Source organism: Nitrosomonadales bacterium (genome assembly GCA_016716325.1).
In the GTDB taxonomy this organism is placed as follows: domain Bacteria; phylum Pseudomonadota; class Gammaproteobacteria; order Burkholderiales; family Gallionellaceae; genus Gallionella.
The window spans coordinates 108692-130104 of the sequence record JADJWO010000001.1 but is presented as its reverse complement, the minus strand read 5'-3'; the positions used below and the strand labels follow the sequence as shown (position 1 = coordinate 130104).

The following is a 21413-nucleotide window of genomic DNA, read 5'->3' as shown; positions in this document are numbered from 1 at the left end:
ACCGGAGTCGATTTGATTTTCAGTCATGTCAGCGTTTCACCAGCGCGTTCGAGATGCGCTGCAGCGCGTCGGCGACGACATGGCGCGGCGACGCGATGTTCAGCCGCATGAAGCCGCTGCCGCCGTTGCCGAACACGGTGCCGGGATTCATCCCGACTTTGGCCTGCTGCACGAAGAATTCGCGCAGTTGTTTATCGGCCATCCCTAACGCCCGACAATCCAGCCACAGCAGGTAAGTCCCTTCCGACGGGATGACGCTAATCCCCGGCAGATGTTCGCCGACGAATCCGGCAACGTAATCGCGGGTGTCGCGCAGGTAGGGCAGCAGGCTGTCCAGCCATTCTTCACCGCCGCGATAGGCGGCCTCGAACGCGGCGATGCTGAACGGGTTGTAGTTGCCGACATGCAAACTCTCGAAGACCTGTTTCAGCGCGTTGCGCCGTTCGGCATCGGACACGATCAGGCAGGACAGGCCGAGGCCGGGGATGTTGAAGGTCTTGCTCGGCGCGATGGCGGTGATGATCCTGCCCGGGTCGTCCGCCAGCGTGGCGAGTACGGTGTGCCGCTCGCCGGGATAGACCAGATCGGCGTGGATCTCGTCCGACAATATGGTCATGTCGTGGCGACGCGCGATGCGCAACAGTTCTTCCAGTTCCGTCCTGTCCCACACGCGCCCGACCGGGTTGTGCGGCGAGCACAGCAGCAGCAGGCGCGCGCCGTCTGCGGCGCACTGTTCCAGATGTTCGAAGTCGATGCGGTAGCGTCCCGCTTCCAGCCGCAATTCGTTCTGCACCAGACGGCGCTGGTTGGTGGTGACCGCCGAGAAGAACGGGTAGTAGACCGGCGGCTGGACGATGACGCCCTCACCCTGCCGCGTGCAGGCCAGCACGGTCGCGAACAGCGAGGGCACCACGCCGGGCGCCATCATGACCCACTCGCGCGGCACGGTCCAGCCGTGGCGCTTTTCCAGCCAGGCGATCAGCGCGTCGTACAGACTGTCCGGATGGAGGGTGTAACCATACACCGGATGCGCGGCGCGTTCGGCCAGCGCGCGCGTCACCGCTTCCGGCGCGGCGAAATCCATGTCGGCCACCCACATCGGCAACACGTCCGGCGTGCCGAAATACGCGGCGCGCCCGTCATGCTTGAGCGAGGCGGTGCCGCCGCGCGGGACGTCGCGGTCGAAGTCGATGCTCACGCGACGCGCTCCCACAGCGTGACCTGCGACAGGCTGTGCTGGAATTTGCGGCGCGTCTCGCGGATCACGAACGGCACGTCCACGGGTTCTCCGATCATGCGGAAGTGCGCGCCCAGTATTTCCTTCAGCCCGTCCAGCGTGGTGAAGTTCTCGGCATTCTTCTTGAACCCGCCCAGCCATTCCTCGCGCCGGGTGTGTTCCTCCAGCCAGGTACAGGGCGACGCGATCAGCAGGATGCCGCCGGGGTTGAGCCGCTCATACACGGTGGAGAGGAATCTTGCCGGGCTGTACAGGCGGTCGATCAGGTTGGCGGCGAGGATCAGGTCGTAACCGGCGAACACCGGCTTGAGGTTGCAGGCGTCGCCCTGGAAGAACTCGACCTTGTGCCTCACCCTGTCCAGCTCCAGGTCGGAAAGTTTGCGTTCCCTGTAGCTGACCAGTTCGCCCTCGTCGGCCAGCGTGTAGCGCAGCACGCCGTGTTCGGCGAGTTGCACGCCCGCGCCGATGAAGCGCGCGGAGAAGTCAACGCCGGTGACGCGGTCGAAATGCCGCGCCAGTTCGAACGTGGCGCGTCCCGATGCGCAGCCCAGGTCGAGTGCGCTGCGTGCCGGCCGGTCGCCCATCGCGCGGATCGCGATGTCGGCGAGCGCCTGCGGGAAGTTGGCCACGCCGAAATAGCTGTCACCGTAATGGAACTCGGCATATTCGGAGAGCATCTTGTCGGTCTCGTAATGCGATGCGACTTCGGCGGCGGGCGCATCGGCGACCACATAACGGAATCCGGCATGCTGGAAGAAATGGCGGCGGAACGCATAGCGCGCGCTGCGCAGCGTTTCGTTGCCGCACGATATCCACGAGCCGCCTTTGATCAGATTGTGCCGCCCGTCGAAGGTCGGCGTGGTGAAATCGTCGTACAGCGGATGCACCTCGAAACCGTCGAACGGATAGATCGGCGTCTCGGTCCATTGCCAGACGTTGCCGACCACGTCGTAAAGCTCGCCATGCCGGAACGTATCCACCGGACACGACGATGCGTAATGATCGAGATGGAGGTTGGCTGCGGCAGGTCGGTCGGATGGCACCTCGTCCACACCGGCAAAGTCGTACAAACGGTACCACTCGTCCTCGCCGGGCAGGCGCACAGGCTGCCCGGTGACGGACTTCTTCCAGTTACAAAATGCCTTGGCCTCGTGATAGTTCACTTCGACCGGCCAGTCCCACGGCATCGGCACTTCCCCGGTCATCAGGCGCAGTTTCCAGTCGTCGCCCTGTTTGATCCAGAAGGTGGGATGCGCAGCATGTTTATAGCTCTTCCAGTCCCATCCTTCTTTTTCCCAATGCGTCGCATCCGCATAGCCGCCCGCTTCGACGAAACCGAGGAATTCGCGGTTGCTGACCAGATAGCGGCTGGCCTGGAACGCCGGAATGCTCGCCTCGTGCGAACCGAACTCGTTGTCCCAGCCGTAACGGGCCGTCGGTCTTTCGTTGCTCAGCCTGACTTCGCCTGCCGGTATCGGCACGAGACGGTTCTGCGGCGCGTCATCGGGCTCACGGCAGGATTCGCGGCAGGGCTGCCAGTCCGGATGCGGCCTGACATATTCAAGCGCGTGCTGGCGGATCAGCACGGAAGAGGTCTCCAGATGGATGCGCTCGTGCTCGATGCCCATCAGGATGGTCCACCACGGATGGTCCCAACCGATCGGCATCGCCAGCGGCGCGGCGCGGATCAGGTTGTCGACGGTCGCGCGCACCTTGTTGCGGTACGCTCTCACTTCGTCGACTTCCGGCCAGTCGTAGTTGGCGTCGTCGAGATCGTCCCAGCTCATCTCGTCCACGCCCACCGCGAACATCGCTTCGAGGCGCGGGTCGATGCGCTCCTGCACCAGCCCGGCCAGCACCAGCTTGTTGATGAAGAACGTCGCAGTGTGGCCGAAGTAAAAGATCAGCGGATGGCGCAGCGGGATCGGTTTCCTGAACCAGGCCTGCTCGCCGGACAGCAACTCGAACAGTTGCTCGTAGCGATCGAAAGTCGACAGGAAATATTCGCGTATCTCGCGGCGCGACGCTTCCGCGTCGTTGCCGCTCAGCATCGGAGTCCTCGCAAATGGACGGTTCTGCATGCGTTACCTCGTTGACTGTCTGTGCCGGATTTTAACAGCGAATAACTTTGTTCTTGCACGGTGTGGAATAATCGCGATAAATAAACGATCCGTCTCATGACACACATCCCGCATCTCGTCGTCAGCATCTCCGGCCACGGCTTCGGCCATGTCGCACAGGCTGCGCCGGTCCTCAACGCGCTTTATGAACGCATGCCGCAGTTGCGCCTCACGGTGCGTTCCGCGGTGTCGCTCGCGCACCTGCGTTCGCGCATCCGTGTGCCGTTCGACCACCTGCCCAGCGAAGGCGACATCGGCATGGCGATGTCCTCGGCGATCGATGTGCTGGCGAACGAGAGCCGTGCCGCATATCGCGCCTTCCATGCGGACTGGGACAGGCGTGTCGCGGACGAGGCGCGCCTGCTGCGCGAGCTCGGCGCGGATGCGGTGTTCTCCAACGTCGGCTACCTGCCGCTGGCCGGCGCGCAGTTGGCTGACATCCCGAATACCGCGCTATGTTCGCTGAACTGGGCGGACATCTATCGCCACTACTGCGGCGATGACGACATCGCCGCGCAGATGCAGGCCTGCTATGCGAACGCCGACGCTTTCCTGCGCGCGACGCCGGGCATGGCGATGGAGACGTTACCCAATCTCATTCCGGTCGCACCCATCGCGGACATCGGCGAGAACCGGCGCGATGAATTGAACCGGCATCTGAAATTATCGAAGCAGGAGAAACTGGTGCTGGTCAGCTTGGGCGGGATCGCCAGCCGCCTGCCGATGGAGGACTGGCCGCGCATCGACGGCGTGCGCTGGCTGGTGCAGGCGAACTGGCAGGTGACGCATCCCGATGCGGTCGTGCTGGAATCGCTGCCGCTGGGTTTCAGCGACCTGCTCGCCAGCAGCGATGCGCTGCTGTGCAAACCGGGTTACGGCAGTTTCGTGGAATCGCCCTGCAGCGGTGTGCCGGTGCTGTATGTCAGCCGCGCCGACTGGCCGGAATCGCCGGCGCTGATCGAATGGCTGCAACAGAACGGCACGTGCCGCGAAGTCTCGCGACAGGCACTTGAATCGGGCGATCTCGCCGACGGACTGGAAAGCCTCTGGCGCGAACCTGGGCTGCGACCGGTCACCCCGGCAGGTGCGGTCCAGGCGGCGGAATGGCTGGCTGAAAGACTGGATGCTCAGTTTGGTGCGCGGAACTCGCCCCATACAGCCAAAAACCACTGAAAAACGTCGCGAGCGACGACCGGGCCAGGCGCACAAGGGCAAGGAAGCGGAATGTACATCCGGTACATGAGCATTCCGGGGTCTTGTGCAACGACGCCCCGTCGAGCGCAGCAGTTTTACAGGGGTTTTAGTGCATGTGCCCGTTTTCCGAGTCGTGCACATGCCCGTGCTCGATCTCCTCTTCGGTGGCGGGGCGCACGCTGGTGACAGTGCAGTTGAAGACCAGCGTCTTGCCGGCCAGCGGGTGGTTGCCGTCCACGGTCACTTCGTCGTCGGTCACTTCCACGACGGTGTAGAGCATGAAATCATCCTCTTCCGAATTCTCGGGGCCGCCTTCGAACTGCATGCCGACCGTCACCTCCCTGGGGAATGAGCTGCGCGGTTCGACTTCGACCAGTTCGTGGTCATATTCACCGAACCCATCCTCGGGTTCCATGGTCACCTTGCAGTGGTCGCCGGTCCGCTTGCCGTGCAGCGCTTCTTCGACCAGCGGGAAGATGCCGTCATAGCCGCCGTGCAGGTAGCTGACCGGGTCCTCCACCTTTTCGAGCAGTTCGCCGCCATCGTCGAACAATTCGTAGCGTAGCGATACCACGGTATCCTTTTCGATCTTCATTTAAGTTCCTTTATCAGATTGAACACTTCCTGCGCATGTCCATGTGCGTGGACGCCGTACATGACATGGCGCAACTTGCCCTGCTTGTCGATCACGAAAGTGGAACGCTGGATGGCATGTTTCCTGTGCCCGTCCACTTCCTTCTCGTACATCACTCCGTAACGCTTGCAGATGCGCGCGTCGGGATCGGAAAGCAGCAGCACCGACAGCCCGTACTTGTCGCGGAACGAGGCATGGCTCAGGCAATCGTCGCGGCTGATGCCGATCACCACGGTATCGAACTTGGCGAACTCCTCCTCGAGGTCGCTGAATTCATTGGCTTCCATCGTGCAGCCCGGCGTATCGTCCCTCGGGTAGAAATAAAGCACGATGTTATTCCTGCCCTGCAATGAAGTCAGCGCAAAAGTCTCCATGTCGGCATCCGGCAATTCGAAGTGCGGCGCTTCCATCCCGACGCTGAGCTGAACAGACTGCATTTGTGCTTCCCTCCTGTGGTTGCATTCTAAACATTTTTCCGGCGGACAATAAAATTTTTTGCCGCCATCGCGCCGGCTGCACAGGACGGCTATAATCCATACGATGAAACCTTTGAAGACCCTGCTCGGGGGAATGAGCGTCCAGGAATTCCTGCGCGATTACTGGCAAAAGAAGCCGCTGTTGATCCGCAAGGCGATCCCCGATTTCAACGGCCTGCTCGACCATCGCCAGTTGATCGACCTGGCCTGCACGGAAGATGTGCAATCGCGCCTGGTGACGCAGCAACGCGGCAAATTCGAATTGCGCCACTCGCCGTTCGAACGCGCGGATTTCGACAGGCTGGGTAAAACCAGATGGACGGTGCTGGTGCAGGGCGTGAACAACCACCTGCCGGAAGCGGCGGAACTGATCAAACGATTCTCCTTCATCCCGCATGCGCGCCTGGACGACCTGATGGTGAGCTATGCGCCCAAGGGCGGCGGGGTCGGGCCGCACTTCGATGCCTATGACGTGTTCCTGCTGCAGGGCATGGGACACCGGCGCTGGCAGATCTCCACGCAGCAAGACCGCACGCTGGTCGAAGGCGCGCCGCTGCGCATCCTGAAGGATTTCCGCATCGAACAGGAGTGGGTGCTGGAGGCGGGCGACATGCTGTACCTGCCGCCGCACTGCGCGCACAACGGCATCGCCGAAGACGATTGCATGACCTATTCCATCGGCTTCCGCACCCCGTCCCATCAGGAGCTCGCGGAGCAGTTCCTGGTGTATCTGCAGGACCGCATCGAAGTGGACGGCATGTATGCCGACCCGGACCTGAAAACACAGAAGCATCCATCGAAGATCAGCGAGGCGATGCTGCGCCAGGTGGAAAAAGCGATCAAGCAGGTGCGCTGGGACAGGGAAGACATCGCGAACTTCCTCGGTTGCTACCTGAGCGAACCCAAGCCACACATCTTCTTCGATGCGCCCGCGCGTCCATTGAGTCCGGCAAAATTCCGCCAGGCACTCCAGAAGCGCGGCGTGCGACTCGACCTGAAGAGCCAGATGCTGTGTCACGCCGGCCGGATATTCCTGAACGGCGAATCCTGCCAGCCGGATCATTCCGCTTACCCGCAGTTGCGCCGCCTGGCCGACGACCGCGAGTTGCCCGCCTTGCCGGAATGCGCGGACGCGTTGGCTGAAATGCTTTACCAGTGGTATCTGGACGGTTATATTCATCCTGCCTGACCCCCGGGAGATCATCATGGCAGACGAATCGCTGCAACACACCCACCTTGACGGCATCGCAGACTACACGTCTGCCCTTGATACGCTGTGCCAGCTGGCTCAGCACAACCTGTACCTGTTCGAAAAGGACTACGACGGACTGGGATTCAACAGCGAAGCGCGTTACGAGACCTTGCGCCACTTCCTGCTGTCCAGTCCCGCCAACCGGCTGTTCGTCCTGACACACGACAAGAACTACCTGTCCACGCGCTGCCCGCGCATGATGATGTTGCTGCGCCAGTTCAGCGGCAGCATGTTCATCCACCAGACGCCGCAACATCTGCGCCAGGTCTCCGAGCCGTTCGCCGTCGCCGACGACGCACATTGCCTGCGCCGATTTCATTTCGACGATCCGCGCGGCATTCTTGTGCAGCACGACCCGGAAGCCGCCCGCACCCTGAAAGCGCGTTTCCAGGAAATGTGGGGGTCATCGCAACCAGCTGTTTCTGCTACACAAATTGGCCTGTAAAAATAAATGTTGCCCACCCCCTAGCTTTCCTGTATGGACTTGCTAGAATGCGCCGCCTTCTGATTCGGGTCCCCCCTGAATTTAAGGGGGTATTAATAGACTTTTTAAACTTATCGAAACTTAATTATCTTCCCGAGGAAAAAATGAAACGCTCTGCTCTCGTTGTTGCCCTGTTGGCCCTGGCTCTGACCGCTTGCGGTGAAAAAGCTGCTGAAGCTCCTGTTGTTGAAGCTCCTGCCGTTGAAGCACCTGCTGCTCCTGCTGTTGAAGCTGCTGCTTCCGCTCCTGCTGCTGTTGAAGCTGCTGCTTCCGCTCCTGCTGCTGCCGAAGAACACGCGCCTCACTAAGCGGCCGGTTTTTCAAGCAACAAAAAAGCCGACGCAAGTCGGCTTTTTTGTTTTCCCCGTCCAGGCGTCAAAATATCTCGCGCCAGACGAAGCCCTCCTCCTGCGTCGCCACCCCCACCCATTCCCGTTCACAATCCAGCGCACCGCACAAAGCCTGCACGACCAGTTCCGGCAGATTGTTGTTGCGGCTGAGATGCGCCGCGACCAGGTGCTGCAGGCGGGTCGAATCAAGCCTGGCAAGGATGGCTGCTGCTTCGTCATTGCTGAGATGACCGAAACGCCCGGCGACGCGCTGCTTGAGTGAATAGTGATATTCGCCGTTCCTCAGCATGTCGCTGTCGTGGTTGCACTCCAGCACCAGCGCATCACAACCGTTCAGCGTCGCTTCGATGTAAGGCGTGCCGCAACCGGCATCGGTCAACACGCCCAGCCGCCTCGCTCCGTCGCCGAACACGAATTGCACGGGCTCGGCGGCATCGTGCGGCACCGGATAGGGCTGAACCTCCACATCGCCGACGGCGAACGACTGATGGGGATCGATCTCGTGGAGGAGGGAAAGTCCGGACAACCTTTTCGACTGCACCCGCAAGGTGCCGTGCGTCAGCCAGACTGGCAGCTTGAACTTGTGCGCCAGGCGCGCCACACCGCCGATGTGGTCGCCATGCTCGTGGGTGACCACGATACCGCTCAACTGTTCCGGAGAAACGCCCAGGCGCGCCAAGCGCAGCGTCGTATCCCGCAAGCCGAAGCCGCAATCCAGCAACACCAGCGTCCGTCCGGCGCCGACCAGCAAGGCGTTGCCTTCGCTACCGCTGCCCAGTGAAGCGAACCTCATGTACTTATTCCAATTCCATTTCGACGGTCAAACAAGGCGGCGAGGAGCAAACGACGCAGACAGTGCTGGCAGCACGGCAAGGAGTGCGCGGGAAAGCCAACACAGTTTCACCGATGAAACGGGATTGGAATTTACCGGTCGATGTTCTTGTAGATAGCCTCGATCATCCGTTTGGTCGCATCGTCGTGCGTACCGTCCTGATCGGTGACCGAAACCTCGCAGGACACGCCGCCGTCCTTGACGTTCACGCGATAGCGCAGCTCGGAGTTACTGTCCTTCCAGAACTGCAGCTTGTCCATCCAGCCGCTTTCCGCCTTGACCGGACGCAGGAAATAGATACCCCTGATACGATCCTTGTCCTCCACCGCCAGCCCGGCGCGCTCGATCGCCAGCCCGACCCTGCGCCAGCTCCTGTCGAAGGCATCGTTGATCACGACGATGCTGCTGCCATCGAATATCTCCAGCAGCTCCGCCTTGCCGTCGCCCGCCGGTGCCGCAGGCGTCGCGCCATGAGCGGCATCGCCTGCCGCGATCTCCTGTGCCGCCTGTACCTTGTTGCCGCCCAGATGCACCATCAGACGTTGCAATACCTCGGCTTCCATCTCCGGGTCTGCAGCGCGCGGCTGCCATTTGGAAGTATTGCCGTCGGCGGCAAGCACTTCCTCCATACCGCGATGGGTGACATAAATCTCGGTGCTACCGCCATCCTTGCCGCGTTCCAGGCGGATGCGATACTGGTCGCGCTCGCCCGACGAATAGATGTTGTCGAACACCTTGCCGATCGCGCTGCGGACCGGACCCTGCTGGATATTGGCGCGGTTCTCCGCCCAGTTGGTCTCCATCAGTCCCGCCGCCTGATCCTCGCTGGCGATGGTCAGCCCGATCCCCTGCCAGAACGCCTTGACCTCCGGCCATACCTTTTCGGCACGGTCGTTCACCACCAGCCAGCGTTGCGTGCCGTTGCGCTCCATGTGCACGTTGCGCATTTCCGGCAACACCCCGGCACTGACGCGCGGCGCTGACACCGAACCGCCCTTGCTGTAATCCGAGTAGGTCGCGAAGACCTCCTCGTCGGCGCCCGGCACCATATAACGTTCGTCCCGGCTCGGCGCCGTCAGGTCTGGCGGGATCTCGAGGGAGGGCACGTTCTCTGCGCCGCTCCGGTAATCGATACGCTTGCTGCCCAGCCCGATCGAGCTGCAGCCCACCAACGAAACCAGCGCCACGCCGGCAATCCCGATATGCAAAACTTTCATTGTCTCTCTCCTGCGCAACAGCCTGAATTTAGTTGAGTACGCCAGCCTGACGCATGGCCTGTTCGACGACTTCCTGTGCGCCTTGCGACAGCGGCGTCAACGGCAGGCGCAGATGGTTCTTCGCCTTGCCCATCCTGGCCACCGCCCACTTCACCGGGATCGGGTTGGCCTCGACGAACAGGTTGCGGTGCAAACCAAGCAACCGGAAATTGATCTCGCGCGCTTTCTCCACTTCGCCGTTCAGCGCGGCCATGCACATCCCGTGCATCAGCTTCGGCGCGACATTGGCCGTCACCGAGATGGTGCCGTGCGCACCGAGCAGCATCAGCGCCAGTGTGCTGGCGTCGTCGCCGCTGTAGACGGCGAAGTCATCCGGAGCGCGCCGCAACAGATCGCTGCCGCGCGAGATGTCGCCGGTCGCGTCCTTGATGCCGACGATGTTGGGGATCTGCGCCAGCCGCAGCACCGTGTCGTTGTTCATGTCCGCCACCGTGCGCCCCGGCACGTTATACAGGATGTGCGGCATGTCCACCGCTTCGGCGATGGCCCTGAAGTGGCGGTAGAGCCCTTCCTGGGTCGGTTTGTTGTAGTAAGGCACCACGCTCAGCGAGGCATCCGCCCCGGCCTTCTTCGCGAAGGCGGCCAGTTCGATCGCCTCGCGTGTCGAGTTCGCGCCGGTGCCCGCGATCACCGGGAGCCGCCCGGCGACATGCTTCACGGTCTCGGCGATCAGCAGTTCATGCTCTTCCACATCCACGGTCGGCGATTCGCCGGTGGTCCCCACCACCACGATAGCGTCGGTGCCCTGTTCGATATGGAAATCGATCAGCGCACGGAACGCTTCCAGGTCGAGACCGCTATCCTCATGCATCGGCGTGACGATTGCCACGATACTGCCTTTGATCATTTTTCAGGCCAACAAAAATAAAGGCCGCATTCTACCCCAATCCCCCTACCATCACCAAAGGGAACCCCGAAAAACCGTAGCGAGCGGCTCAAGTGCAAGGCGCACGGAACGGAACGACCGAGACATATCGAATAGATAGGCGAGGAAGTGAGTACCGCGCAACGCTGCGAGCGGATGGGTGGCGGCGAAGCCGCCGGACACCCACCGGCCTACCCCTTGCGGGTGAATCGAGTCGCGCAGTAGGTTTTCCGTGGTTTCCAAAGCCTTGCGCGACAAATGCCGCCAGGCTATGGAATAATGCGGGCACCTTCGAAACATACCCATCGTCATGTCCGGAACCACCCTTGCCGCATTGCATCCCGGCGATACCGCCACCATCGTCGCGATCCGCGCCGAAGAGGCGCTGCACCAGCGCCTGCTGGCGCTGGGCTTCCGCAATGGCAAGCGGGTCGAACTGATCCGCAAGGCCAGTTTCTCCGGCCCGCTGCAGGTGCGCATCGGCACGACCGACATCCTGCTGCGGCGCAGCGAAGCGGCAAAGATCGAGATCAGCAGAACATGAAGGCGATCCCATGAAACGCATCGCCATACTGGGCATGCCCAACACCGGCAAATCCACGCTGTTCAACCGCATCACCGGCGGCGCGGCGCGCGTCGGCAACTGGCCGGGCATCACGGTCGAACTGCTCAGCGGCAAGATCCTGCTGGGCGACGACATGGTGGAGATCATCGACCTGCCCGGCATCTACGACCTGCACGGGTTTTCCGACGACGAACAGGTGGTGCGCCATTTCCTGCACGACAACGTGCCGGACCTCGCGCTGGTCATCCTCAACGCCACGCAGATCGAACGCCAGATGAGCCTGCTGTTGCAGCTCAAGCAGCTCAACATGAACGTGGTGGTGCTGCTCAACATGGCCGACGAGGCGAAGAAATACGGCATCACCATCGACAGCAGGAAAATGTCCGAGATGATCGACATGCCGATCTACCTGCTCAGCGGCAAATACGGCACGGGTTATCCCGAGGCGATGCAGGCCGTCACCAGGGCGCTGCGCTATCCCACGCCGGGCATGGCGGAACAGTTGCGCAGCCAGCTGGAACAGGACGAACACATCGAGACGGAGATGGCGCGCCTGATGAAACACGCCGTGCAGGTCCCGGCGCGCCTGCCCGACAACCTCACCGAAAAACTCGACCACGTGATGCTGCACCCGTGGCTGGGACTGCCGATCTTTTTCGGCATCATGTACCTGCTGTTCCAGGGCATCTTCTTCCTCGGCCAGCCGTTGCAGACGGGCGTCGCGTTCGTGCTGGACTGGCTGCGCACCGCCGCGCTCGAACCGCTGTTTTCCGGACTGCCCGCGATGCTGAACGGGCTGCTGCTGGACGGCGTGTACAACGGCGTCGCCACCGTCGCCGCCTTCGTGCCAATCATCGTGCTGTTCTTCCTGTTCATGGCGCTGGTCGAGGACAGCGGCTACCTGTCGCGCGCCGCGTTCCTGATGGATGCGCTGATGGCGAAGATGGGGCTGGACGGCCGCGGTTTCGTGATGCTGCTGATGGGCTTCGGCTGCAACGTGCCCGCGCTGATGGGCACGCGCGTGATGCGCTCGCGCGCCATCCGTCTGCTGACCATGCTGGTGATCCCGTTCTCGCTGTGCTCGGCGCGCCTGCAGGTGTTCGTGTTCATCACCGCCGCGCTGTTCTCCCCGCAAGCCGCACCGCTGGTACTGTTCAGCCTGTACCTGTTCAGCTTCGGAGCCGCGATCCTCACCGCGCTGCTGTTCAAGGGCCAGTTCAGGAACAGCGAGCCCTTCGTGCTGGAACTGCCGCCGTACCGCTTCCCCACCACCCGGCAGATCATGATGCGCGGCTGGCTGGAAGTGAACCACTTCCTGCGCCGCGCCACCCAGTTCATCATCGCCGGCGTGGTGCTGGTCTGGCTACTCACCCACCTGCCGCCATCCGCCGTCCCCGCCAGCGCGGACACCCTGTCCGGCATGATCGGCGACTGGCTACGGCCGGTGTTCGCGCCGATCGGCATCACACCGGAACTCACCATCGCGCTGATCTTCGGCTTCGTCGCCAAGGAGATCGTGATCGGTTCGCTCGCGGTGATCTACGGTCTTTCCGGCGAAGCCCTCAACGGCGCGCTGGGTCTGCAACTGGACTGGGTGCAAGCCTACAGCTTCATGCTGTTCACCCTGGTCTACACGCCGTGCCTGTCCACCATCGCCACGTTGCGCAGCGAATCGAAGAACGCAGGCTTCACCCTGCTCTCCATCGGCTGGTCGCTGGCACTGGCCTGGCTGATCAGTTTCGCGTTCTATCAGGGCGCGCGCGCGCTCGGCTACTAGACTAACCCACTTCCACGAATCTACGTACTGCCGGCTACCGTTCGTTGCTCATCTCGGCGCCGCTCATCACCCGACGGATTGATATAAACACATATTTCAGGTACCATCCGCACGTGTAAGTACGTTACTTTATCCGGCATTAAATTATATAGTTATACCGGATTCACCCCATAGGGACGCAACCTTCGAAAGCCATGTATTCATGCGTACATCCCCTGTATAACCGAGCACAAATGAGAAAGATTCAAATGACACAAACCACCGACCTTAAACACGCCACAGCCTTCTTCGCACCGCGCGAAACGTTCAGGAAATTCCTGCTGCCGCTGTTGCTGGGTGGATTGTTGCTGGCCGGCATGCAGGGCGCGCAAGCCGTGACGGACGTCATCCCTGCCACCGGCACATGGACCGCACCGGCGGGCGTCACTTCGGTGGATGTCGAAGTCTGGGGTGGCGGCGGCGCGGGCGGCGGCAACCCGACCACTACCGATGGCGGCGGCGGCGGCGGCGGCGGCGCGTATTCGAAAACCACCGCCATCCCAGTGGTTCCCGGAACGATCTACACGGTTACCGTCGGCACCGGCGGCATCGGGGTCGCCGGCGGCAATGGCGGCGTGGGCGGGGATTCCTGGTTCAACAGTGCCGCGACCATCATGGCCAAGGGCGGCGCGGGCGGCGCGGTCCCCGTGGGCGGGGCAGGCGGTTTGGGCGGCGCCGGCGGGGCAGCCGCTGCCGGCGTCGGGGCGATAAAGTTCTCCGGCGGCAATGGCGGAACCGGACGCAACAGCAATACCGGGCGCGGCGCTCCCGGCGGTTCCTCGGCCGGCACGGCAGCCAACGGCACCAGCGGCCCGGTCACATGGGCGACCTGTACTGCTGCTGCCGCACCAGCCGGTGGTGGTATCGGTGGTAATGGCGGTTGTGCCAACAGTGTGAGCGGATTGGCACCGGCCTCCGGTATCGGCGGCGGCGGCGGCGGCGGCGCCGAAAGAAGCACTTCCGGAGGCAACGGCGCCCCCGGACTGGTGACCATCACCTATACCCCCGGCGGCGGTGGCGCAGTGCCGGTTACTTATTACCATGACACGACGAATGGCGTGAACATCGGATTCGATGGCACAACCAACGTGACAGGTGCGGATCAGAACATCCCGCCGGTTATCACTGCGTCGCTGAATCCGGTAAACACTTGTCCTGTAACCAGCGCCCGCTCAAGGAATCATCCTGTTGGTGCTTATACACATTCGAGGTGGTACCTCAATTCAGATTACGCAGTTGCCACCAATATCGGCGCAAACCCAACCGGTAGCGCCAGCCTCAGAGGCGGCGCGGTCACCGACACTGTGATCGTGAGTCTGTATGACTACGAACCGGTGACGGGCGTCAAAGTGTTGATCGGCTCGAGCGCGCCCATCACTCTGACAGGCGGCGCGACCACGACTACCTATACCTATGCAATCAGCAGTCCTCTCTACATCATGCCTGCCGCTCACAGGTTGATGCTGGAGTACAACTTCAATCAGTCCGTCGCGACTGATCGAGCCCGCGTCTATTGTTCGGCAACCGCTTCGTTCATCACAGTGACAGAAAGCCCGGCCGCGGTTGTTCCTGTGGCCGAGTACCACATGGATGAAGCAAGCTGGAACGGGACCGCGAATGAGGTGGCGGACAACAGCGTGAATGCACTGCACGGCACGGCGTTCCTGGGCGCGACGACTGCGCCGGCCAAACTCTGCAACGGCGCGAATCTGGCAGCCAACTATGTGCAGGTTGCGGACAATCCCCTGCTCGACCTGCCGACCGCCCTGACGGTCACCGCATGGCTGAAGCCGGCGCGCTGGGGCGGCGCGCCGGGCAAGGATGCGCTGATGACCTTTCTTTCCAAGGACACCAACTACGAGGCGCACATCAATGCCACCGGCAATGTGTTCTGGTGGTGGGGTACCGGCAGTTTTGCGTCCACCGCCACCGTGCCTATCGGCGCGTGGACCCATGTCGCACTGGTATACGCGAGCGGTTCGCAGACCATCTACATCAATGGCGCGGCCAGCGGCACCGCTGCATTCGCCGGCGCACTGCCGGTCAACGCGATGCCGTTGCAGATCGGCGACGACCAGGCGTTCGGCGGCGGTACGCGCCGCTTCGACGGCATGATCGACGAAGTGAAGATATTCAATACCGCGCTGACCCCGACGGAAATCTCCACCGGTTACGCGAACGAGAACGCCGGCAACAACTGGGACGGCTCGGCACGCACCTGCGTCTCCCTGATAGATCACGTCGCCGTCACTGCGCCGGCGAATGCGATGGCCTTCTCCGCCACCCCGGTCGAGCTTGCGCCGCATACCGCCGCGCATGGCGCCTTGACGGGCATGACGATCAACCTCTCCACCGACACCGGACTGGGCGACTGGAGCATCGGCACCGGCACCGGCACGCTGACACCCGGCCCGGCCAATAGCGGACAGGCGAACTATGTGTTCGATGCCCTAGAAAGTTCCGCGATCCTGTATTTCACCTATCAGACTGCCGGCACGGTGACGATCAACGTCACCGATGCGGGCGGGGCGGACATGCTGCTGAACACTCCGGTTGGCGAAAAAGCCAACACCATCGTCTATGCGCTGCCCGATTATGTGTTCACCGACAGCGCCTGTGTCCACAACATCGCGTTCGGCGCACCCGGACAGACCTGTGCGGTATTGAACTGGTCTCCGCAAGTAGCGGGCATTGATTTCTCCGGCATCTACCTCACCGCGTTGAGCGCCGGCGTCCCGACCCGCTTCCATCCGACCCAGCCACGGACTCGCGACATGCAGTTCGGCCTGTCCTGCCACAACCCGGTGGCGGATGCCGGTATCCAGGCGGTCTTTTCCACCGTGACCCTGCCGCTGTGCGAAGCCAACGGCGCGACACCCGCCTCCTGGTCGGCCACCACACTGACGGCCAGCTTCCCCGGCGGTGTGCCCTCGGCCGGCCCGTACACCTTCAACTATGCCGACGTGGGCAATGTGGAGTTGTGGACACGCGACAGCGCGGCCACAACCAAGGTCGGCGCAAGCGGCATCTTTACCGTCGCGCCGCACCACTTCGGATTCTCCGGAGTCACCGCCGTGCCCGCCCTCCCGTTCAAGGCGGGCAACGATTTCTCCGCCACGGTGACCGCCTACAACGGACTGGCGATACCCACTACCACGCCCAACTTCGGACAGGAGACACCGACTGCAGAAAGCGTGACGCTCTCGTTCAGCAAATGCCAGCCGACCGGCACCAATTCGGACCCCGGCACATTCAGCGGCACGGTCGGCGCATTCAGCGGCGGTGCGGCGAGTTCCGCCAACCTGAACTGGGACGAGGTCGGCAACGGCGACCTGATCGCCACCAACGATACCTATCTCGGCTCCACCATCTCGGCGACCGGCAACACCGGCACCGGCGGCACGGTCTGCAACGGCGCGGGCAATGTCGGCCCGTTCGTCCCCGACCACTTCAATACGGTCGTGACCGCGCCGATGGTCTGCCCCGGCGCGCTGACCTGCCCGGCTGGCGGCCTGGCCTATTCTGGACAGGCATTCACCGTCAACGTCTCGGCGATGAACGCCGCCGATGTCGTGACGAAGAACTACGACGGCACGGCGAACACCACGCCGAACTTCGCCAAGCAGGTGACGCTGACCGCATGGGACGCCCTGGGCAGCATCACCACACAGAATCCGCCGTCCGGCGATCCCGGTGCGCTGTCGAACGGCATCGTCCCTGCCGCTTCCTTCACACAGGGCAAAACGGAAACAGGTACGCCCGCCACGCCGTACTACAGGTTCGCCACCGTGCCGACCGCGCCGACCGACATCTATATCCGCGCGGCGGATGCCGACGCCAGTTCGTTGCGGGCGGTTCCCGCCAGTTCGATCGAGGGCGGTGCCAAGGTGGTGAACGGGCGCATCATGATCTCCAATGCGCACGGCTCTGAGTTGCTGAAACTGAGCATCCCGGTCAAAGCGCAATACTGGAATGGCACGACCTACCTGAACAGCGCCACCGACAGCGCCAGCAGTTTCGTCGCGGCCACGCCTCCGGCGGCCAGTGAGATCGGCTTCGCCAATTTCCTGAAGAATCTGGCGACCATCGCGGTAACCGGCACGCCCAAGACGGTAACGCTCACGAACGGTGCGGGCAACTTCCAGTTGGCCGCGCCGGGTGCCGGCAATGATGGCAGCGTGGACATGACCCTCCCCGCCGTGACCGGCATCGCTTGCGATGTCGTACCGACGCCGGCGGGCTGCTACCTGCTTGGCAACACCGCGCGCGCCACCTTCGGCGTGTACAAGGGCGACAAGGCGTTCATCTACCTGCGCGAAGCCTATTGACGGGTGGCAGAACCGCTAACAAAAGGGCAGCCGCTGGCTGCCCTTTTTCGTTCTATTCCGCCTGTCGCATCGCCATTGATATGGCCATGCGCAATGCGTATCATCCGCGCAACTTCATGCCATTGTTTGCAAGAATTTCAGCCACGTCCCGCCTACCCAACGAAAGCGTCCACATGACACAATTTGCCGGCTTTATGGATATTGAAGGATCCCGCGCAACCGCGACTGCCGATCGCCCCCGGCACAGGCTTTCCGCAAGATCACTGTTGCCGCTGTTGCTGGGCGGGACGCTGCTGGCTGCGGCAACCGGAACGCAGGCGGCAACCACCACGTTCACGGCTTCGGGCAACTGGGTCGCACCGCCGGGCGTAACATCGGTCACGGTCGAGGCATGGGGCGGCGGCGGCGCGGGCGGCGCGGCAACCGGCAACCCTGCGAAGGGCGGTGGCGGCGCGGGCGGTCAATATGCCAGCAAGGTGTTGACTGTCGTGCCGGGCAATACCTATGCGGTGGTGGTCGGTGCGGGTGGCATCGGCGGCGCCGGAAACGGTCCGGTCGGCGGCGATTCCACTTTCGGAGCAACTTTGGTGGTCGCCAAGGGCGGCGCGGGCGGCGGGCTTGCGTCAGCGAACAATAGCGCCGGGATCGCGGGTATCGGCTCTGCCGTCAATGGCGTGGGCACGACGGTCTTCGCCGGCGGTAGCGGCTCTTCCGGCATCCCGACCGGCGGCGCGGGCGGCGGCGGTGCGGGCAGCACCGGCGCGGGCGGCAGTGCAGCCGGCAATACCGCAGGAACGGGAACGGCCAATGGCGGCGGCGCGGGTGCTGCGGCAAGGACGACAGGCGGCACCTGCAACAATGTCGCAACGGTCGCGGGCGGCGGCGGCTGCGGCGGCTATGCCACGAGCGCCACCAACCGCAACGGCGGCAGCGGCGCAGCCGGCAAGGTGGCCATCAGCTATGTCGGCGCCGGCCCGGTCACTTATTATCATGACGTGACCGGCGGCGTGAACATCGGGTTCGATGGCACGACGAACGTCACGGCCGGGGTCAACCAGGTCATTCCGCCGATCATCACGGCCTCGCTGATCACCACGAACACCTGCACCAGCAATGCAAGGTCGGCCAGCCATCCCACCGGGCTGTACACCCACTCGAGGTGGTATCTCAATACCGGCTACGCGGCGGACACGGTCATCAGCGCGAATCCGGCCGGCAGCGCGCGCCTGCGGGGCGCGACCACGGCAGATAGCGTCACCGTCAGGCTGTATGACTACGATCCCACCCTCGCCCCTGCCGGGACGGGCGCCAAGGTGCTGATCGGTTCCAGCGCGACCATCCCCCTGACCGGCGCGGGAACGATAACCAACTATGCCTATACGATCAGCAGCGCGGCCTATACCGTACCGGCCGGACACCGGTTGATGCTGCAATACGATTTCAACCAGGCAAGCGCAACCTCCAATGCCAGGGTGTATTGCTCCGCAACCACGCCGTCGTATATCACCGTCACGGAAGGCCCGGCCGTGGTCGCGCCGCATCACATCCAGATCACCCACGACGGCAGCGGACAGACCTGCCGCGCGGAGACGCTGACGGTGACGGCCTGCAACAACTCCACCTGTACCGCACCGCATTTCAACGCAGCCACCGTGACCGGCAACGTGACCTGGAGTGGAACCCCGGGCGGCACGATCCCGTTCACCCTCGCCAGCGGCGGAACGGGACAAACGACCGTTTCGCTGCCGGTGACCACTGCGCAAACCGTGACGCTGGGCACAAGCACCATCGCGCCGTCCGAGACCACCCCGCCCAGCACCTGCGTCAACCTCGGCGGCGGCACGGCCTGCAATGTGGTCTTTACCACTGCAACGAGCTGTTTCGACGCGGTGGAAGTGGGCGCGGCAACGCCATCCAACCTCTATACCAAGCTTTCCGGCACGGCCTTTTCGCTGGACGTGACGGCAGGAACGGCGTACAGCGGCAACTTGCAGGTCGAACTGGTCGATGCCTCGACCGGCACTTGCACGGGATTCCCCAGCCTGGCTACGCAGAACACGACCTTCACCAGCCAGACCCGGAAGACGCTGGCCTTCAACTATGCGAATGCCGCCAAGAACGTCAAGGTGCGCGTCACCGGCGCGGCGGGCTCCAGTTGTTCGACAGACCGGTTCGCGATCCGGCCCACCTCGCTGGCGGTCACTTCGAGCGCCAATTCCGATCCTGCCGGTGGCAACGCGGCGGCCACGCCGGTCGTCAAGGCGGGCACTTCCTTCACGCTGAACGCGGCCTCGGGAATCGTCGCTTATAACGGAACACCCGCCGTGGACAACACCAAGCTGGTGGCGCATGCCGGCGCGGCAGCCAACGGCAGCGTGACCGGCGCGTTCAGCGCGGCCAATCCGGTAACCGGCACATCTACCGGCGTTAGTTTCAGCTATAACGAAGCGGGCTATTTCAAGCTGGGCGTGAACGGCGTCTACGACAGCAGCTTCACCACTGTAGATCAGCCGAACGACTGCACCAATGATTTTTCCAATACGCCGGTCGGCGGGCAATACGGCTGCAAATTCGGCAACACGGTCGCCAGCGCATTCTTCGGCCGCTTCATCCCGGACCATTTCAACATCACGACCGACCCGCTCAGCCCGGTCGTCTCGCATGCCGATTTCCTGCCGCAGACCATAACGACCGTCAGCGCACCCGCAGTGGCGGGCGATACCGTCATCAGCGTCGCCTCGACCGGCGGCTTCCATGCGGGCGGCAAGGTTCGCATCCCCGGCGCAGGCGCGGGCGGCAATGCATTGGTTGCGACCGTCACTGCGTCCGGTGCCGGTTCGCTTACGCTGAACCCGGGCATCGGCGCCAATCTGGCCGGGGACGGAAGCGAGGAGGTCGTCGCCGACTGGGGCAGTTACATGGGCGAAAAGATGATGGCCAAGTTCACCCTGCAGGCGGTCTCGCTGGGCGGGATCGTCACGAAGAACTATCAGGGTGCCTACGCGAAACTCGATCCTTCGGCTGCGGGCAACCCGTTGCGCTTCGGCGCGGTCGATGCCGCCGGGCCGACCGACCTGACCACACGCCTGGACACCTCGTTGCCGGCCAGCGGCAGTTTCGCCAACGGCAGCGCCGCGATCTCCGCGCCGCTGGGGATCACGCGGGGCGCGTCCGCGGACGGCCCGTTCAACATGCTGAAGATCGGCATCGCGCCGACCACTGCCGAAGCGGACGGCGTCAAGATGGGAGTCTATGACCTGAACGTGGGCGGCACTCCCGACCATGCCAGCATCATGGATCCGCAGGTCCAGGATGCCACGACGGTGCGCTACGGGCGGATGAAGATCTCCAATGCCCATGGTTCCGAACTGCAGTCCGCGTCGCTATCGCTGGCCGCGCAGTATTGGAACGGCACCTCCTACGTCCCCAACGTGAACGACAACGATACCGCGCTGGCGGTCGCCGATCTCACGCTGGGCAATTATCAGCGCAAGGCCGGGGACAACTGGACGACTTCCGCCGCCCTGCCGAATGCAAAAGCCTCTGCAGGCGCATGGACCGTAACGTTATCCAAACCCGCCGGAACGTTTACCGGCGTCGGCAGCGTGGATGTCTCGACCAATGCGCCGCTCTACCTGCCGGGCAACACCGCGCGCGCCACCTTCGGCGTGTACAAGGGCGACAAGGAATTCATCTATCTGCGCGAAACCTATTGATCCGGCGCACAAACACTATCACTGTCGTCATTCCGGGCTTGACCCGCAATCCAGCAAAAACAAACACAGCGCGCTTTGCGCGCCACTGGATACCCGCTTTCGCGGGTATGACGTGCTACTTTAAAGATGTTGATGGATTACTCAACCGATGACACGAGGGCAGCCGCTGGCTGCTCTTTTCGTTTCCGCTGTTGTTGTTCCGGCGGACGGCGAACATAATTTACAATAGCCCCGCTACGGCACGAGCAAATGTCTGTTTGATCTTTC

Annotated in this window: 15 protein-coding genes; 8 read left to right on the top strand and 7 right to left on the bottom strand. The window is 62.8% G+C overall.

Annotated features, from left to right (window positions below; all coding sequences use genetic code 11):
• Nucleotides 1–28: 28 nt before the first annotated feature.
• Nucleotides 29–1198 (bottom strand): pyridoxal phosphate-dependent aminotransferase, encoded by a 1170-nt coding sequence (locus tag IPM27_00535; GenBank protein MBK9160053.1) that lies wholly within the window; start codon nt 1196–1198, stop codon nt 29–31.
• Nucleotides 1195–3318, bottom strand: a complete 2124-nt coding sequence (gene ovoA / locus IPM27_00530; protein ID MBK9160052.1) for a 5-histidylcysteine sulfoxide synthase — start codon at nt 3316–3318, stop codon at nt 1195–1197. Before ovoA ends, IPM27_00535 begins: the two co-directional genes overlap by 4 nt.
• Before the next feature lie 96 nt (nt 3319–3414).
• Here ovoA and IPM27_00525 point away from each other — a divergent pair, with 96 nt between their 5' ends.
• Nucleotides 3415–4530: a hypothetical protein gene (locus tag IPM27_00525; GenBank protein ID MBK9160051.1), complete on the top strand. Its 1116-nt coding sequence runs from the start codon at nt 3415–3417 to the stop codon at nt 4528–4530.
• A gap of 127 nt (nt 4531–4657) precedes the next feature.
• On the opposite strand, the gene IPM27_00520 is transcribed toward IPM27_00525, so the two are convergent.
• Nucleotides 4658–5146, bottom strand: coding sequence for a peptidylprolyl isomerase (locus tag IPM27_00520; GenBank protein ID MBK9160050.1), 489 nt, complete (start codon nt 5144–5146; stop codon nt 4658–4660).
• Nucleotides 5143–5622, bottom strand: a complete 480-nt coding sequence (locus IPM27_00515) for a peroxiredoxin (protein MBK9160049.1) — start codon at nt 5620–5622, stop codon at nt 5143–5145. Before IPM27_00515 ends, IPM27_00520 begins: the two co-directional genes overlap by 4 nt.
• 103 nt (nt 5623–5725) lie before the next feature.
• Here IPM27_00515 and IPM27_00510 point away from each other — a divergent pair, with 103 nt between their 5' ends.
• The 3 genes from IPM27_00510 (at nt 5726) to IPM27_00500 (ending at nt 7705) form a co-directional block, all read left to right on the top strand.
• A complete protein-coding gene (locus tag IPM27_00510) occupies nt 5726–6850 on the top strand; it encodes a cupin domain-containing protein (protein MBK9160048.1) in 1125 nt (374 codons plus the stop codon).
• Nucleotides 6851–6866: 16 nt separating this feature from the next.
• Nucleotides 6867–7358, top strand: a complete 492-nt coding sequence (locus IPM27_00505) for a hypothetical protein (GenBank protein ID MBK9160047.1) — start codon at nt 6867–6869, stop codon at nt 7356–7358.
• 143 nt (nt 7359–7501) lie between these two features.
• Entirely contained in the window at nt 7502–7705 is a 204-nt protein-coding gene (locus tag IPM27_00500) for a hypothetical protein (protein MBK9160046.1), read from the top strand.
• A gap of 67 nt (nt 7706–7772) precedes the next feature.
• Here the strand turns inward: IPM27_00500 and IPM27_00495 are convergent, their stop codons facing one another.
• From IPM27_00495 to IPM27_00485, 3 genes are all read right to left on the bottom strand, one after another.
• Nucleotides 7773–8540, bottom strand: coding sequence for an MBL fold metallo-hydrolase (locus IPM27_00495; GenBank protein ID MBK9160045.1), 768 nt, complete (start codon nt 8538–8540; stop codon nt 7773–7775).
• A 131-nt stretch (nt 8541–8671) separates the two neighbouring features.
• Nucleotides 8672–9796 (bottom strand): outer membrane protein assembly factor BamC, encoded by a 1125-nt coding sequence (gene bamC, locus IPM27_00490; GenBank protein MBK9160044.1) that lies wholly within the window; start codon nt 9794–9796, stop codon nt 8672–8674.
• Between the two features lie 28 nt (nt 9797–9824).
• The gene (locus tag IPM27_00485) at nt 9825–10703 is read right to left on the bottom strand and encodes a 4-hydroxy-tetrahydrodipicolinate synthase (GenBank protein ID MBK9160043.1); all 879 of its coding nucleotides are present in this window, start codon (nt 10701–10703) and stop codon (nt 9825–9827) included.
• A gap of 328 nt (nt 10704–11031) precedes the next feature.
• Here IPM27_00485 and IPM27_00480 point away from each other — a divergent pair, with 328 nt between their 5' ends.
• The 4 genes from IPM27_00480 to IPM27_00465 all read left to right on the top strand — a co-directional run bounded on the left by IPM27_00480 (nt 11032) and on the right by IPM27_00465 (nt 21146).
• Nucleotides 11032–11265, top strand: a complete 234-nt coding sequence (locus IPM27_00480) for a ferrous iron transport protein A (protein ID MBK9160042.1) — start codon at nt 11032–11034, stop codon at nt 11263–11265.
• A gap of 10 nt (nt 11266–11275) precedes the next feature.
• A complete protein-coding gene (gene feoB / locus IPM27_00475) occupies nt 11276–13063 on the top strand; it encodes a ferrous iron transport protein B (protein ID MBK9160041.1) in 1788 nt (595 codons plus the stop codon).
• Between the two features lie 233 nt (nt 13064–13296).
• Entirely contained in the window at nt 13297–17430 is a 4134-nt protein-coding gene (locus IPM27_00470; GenBank protein MBK9160040.1) for a LamG domain-containing protein, read from the top strand.
• Between the two features lie 173 nt (nt 17431–17603).
• On the top strand, nt 17604–21146 hold the full coding sequence (locus tag IPM27_00465; GenBank protein MBK9160039.1) for a hypothetical protein: 3543 nt from the start codon (nt 17604–17606) through the stop codon (nt 21144–21146).
• Nucleotides 21147–21413 lie beyond the last annotated feature (267 nt).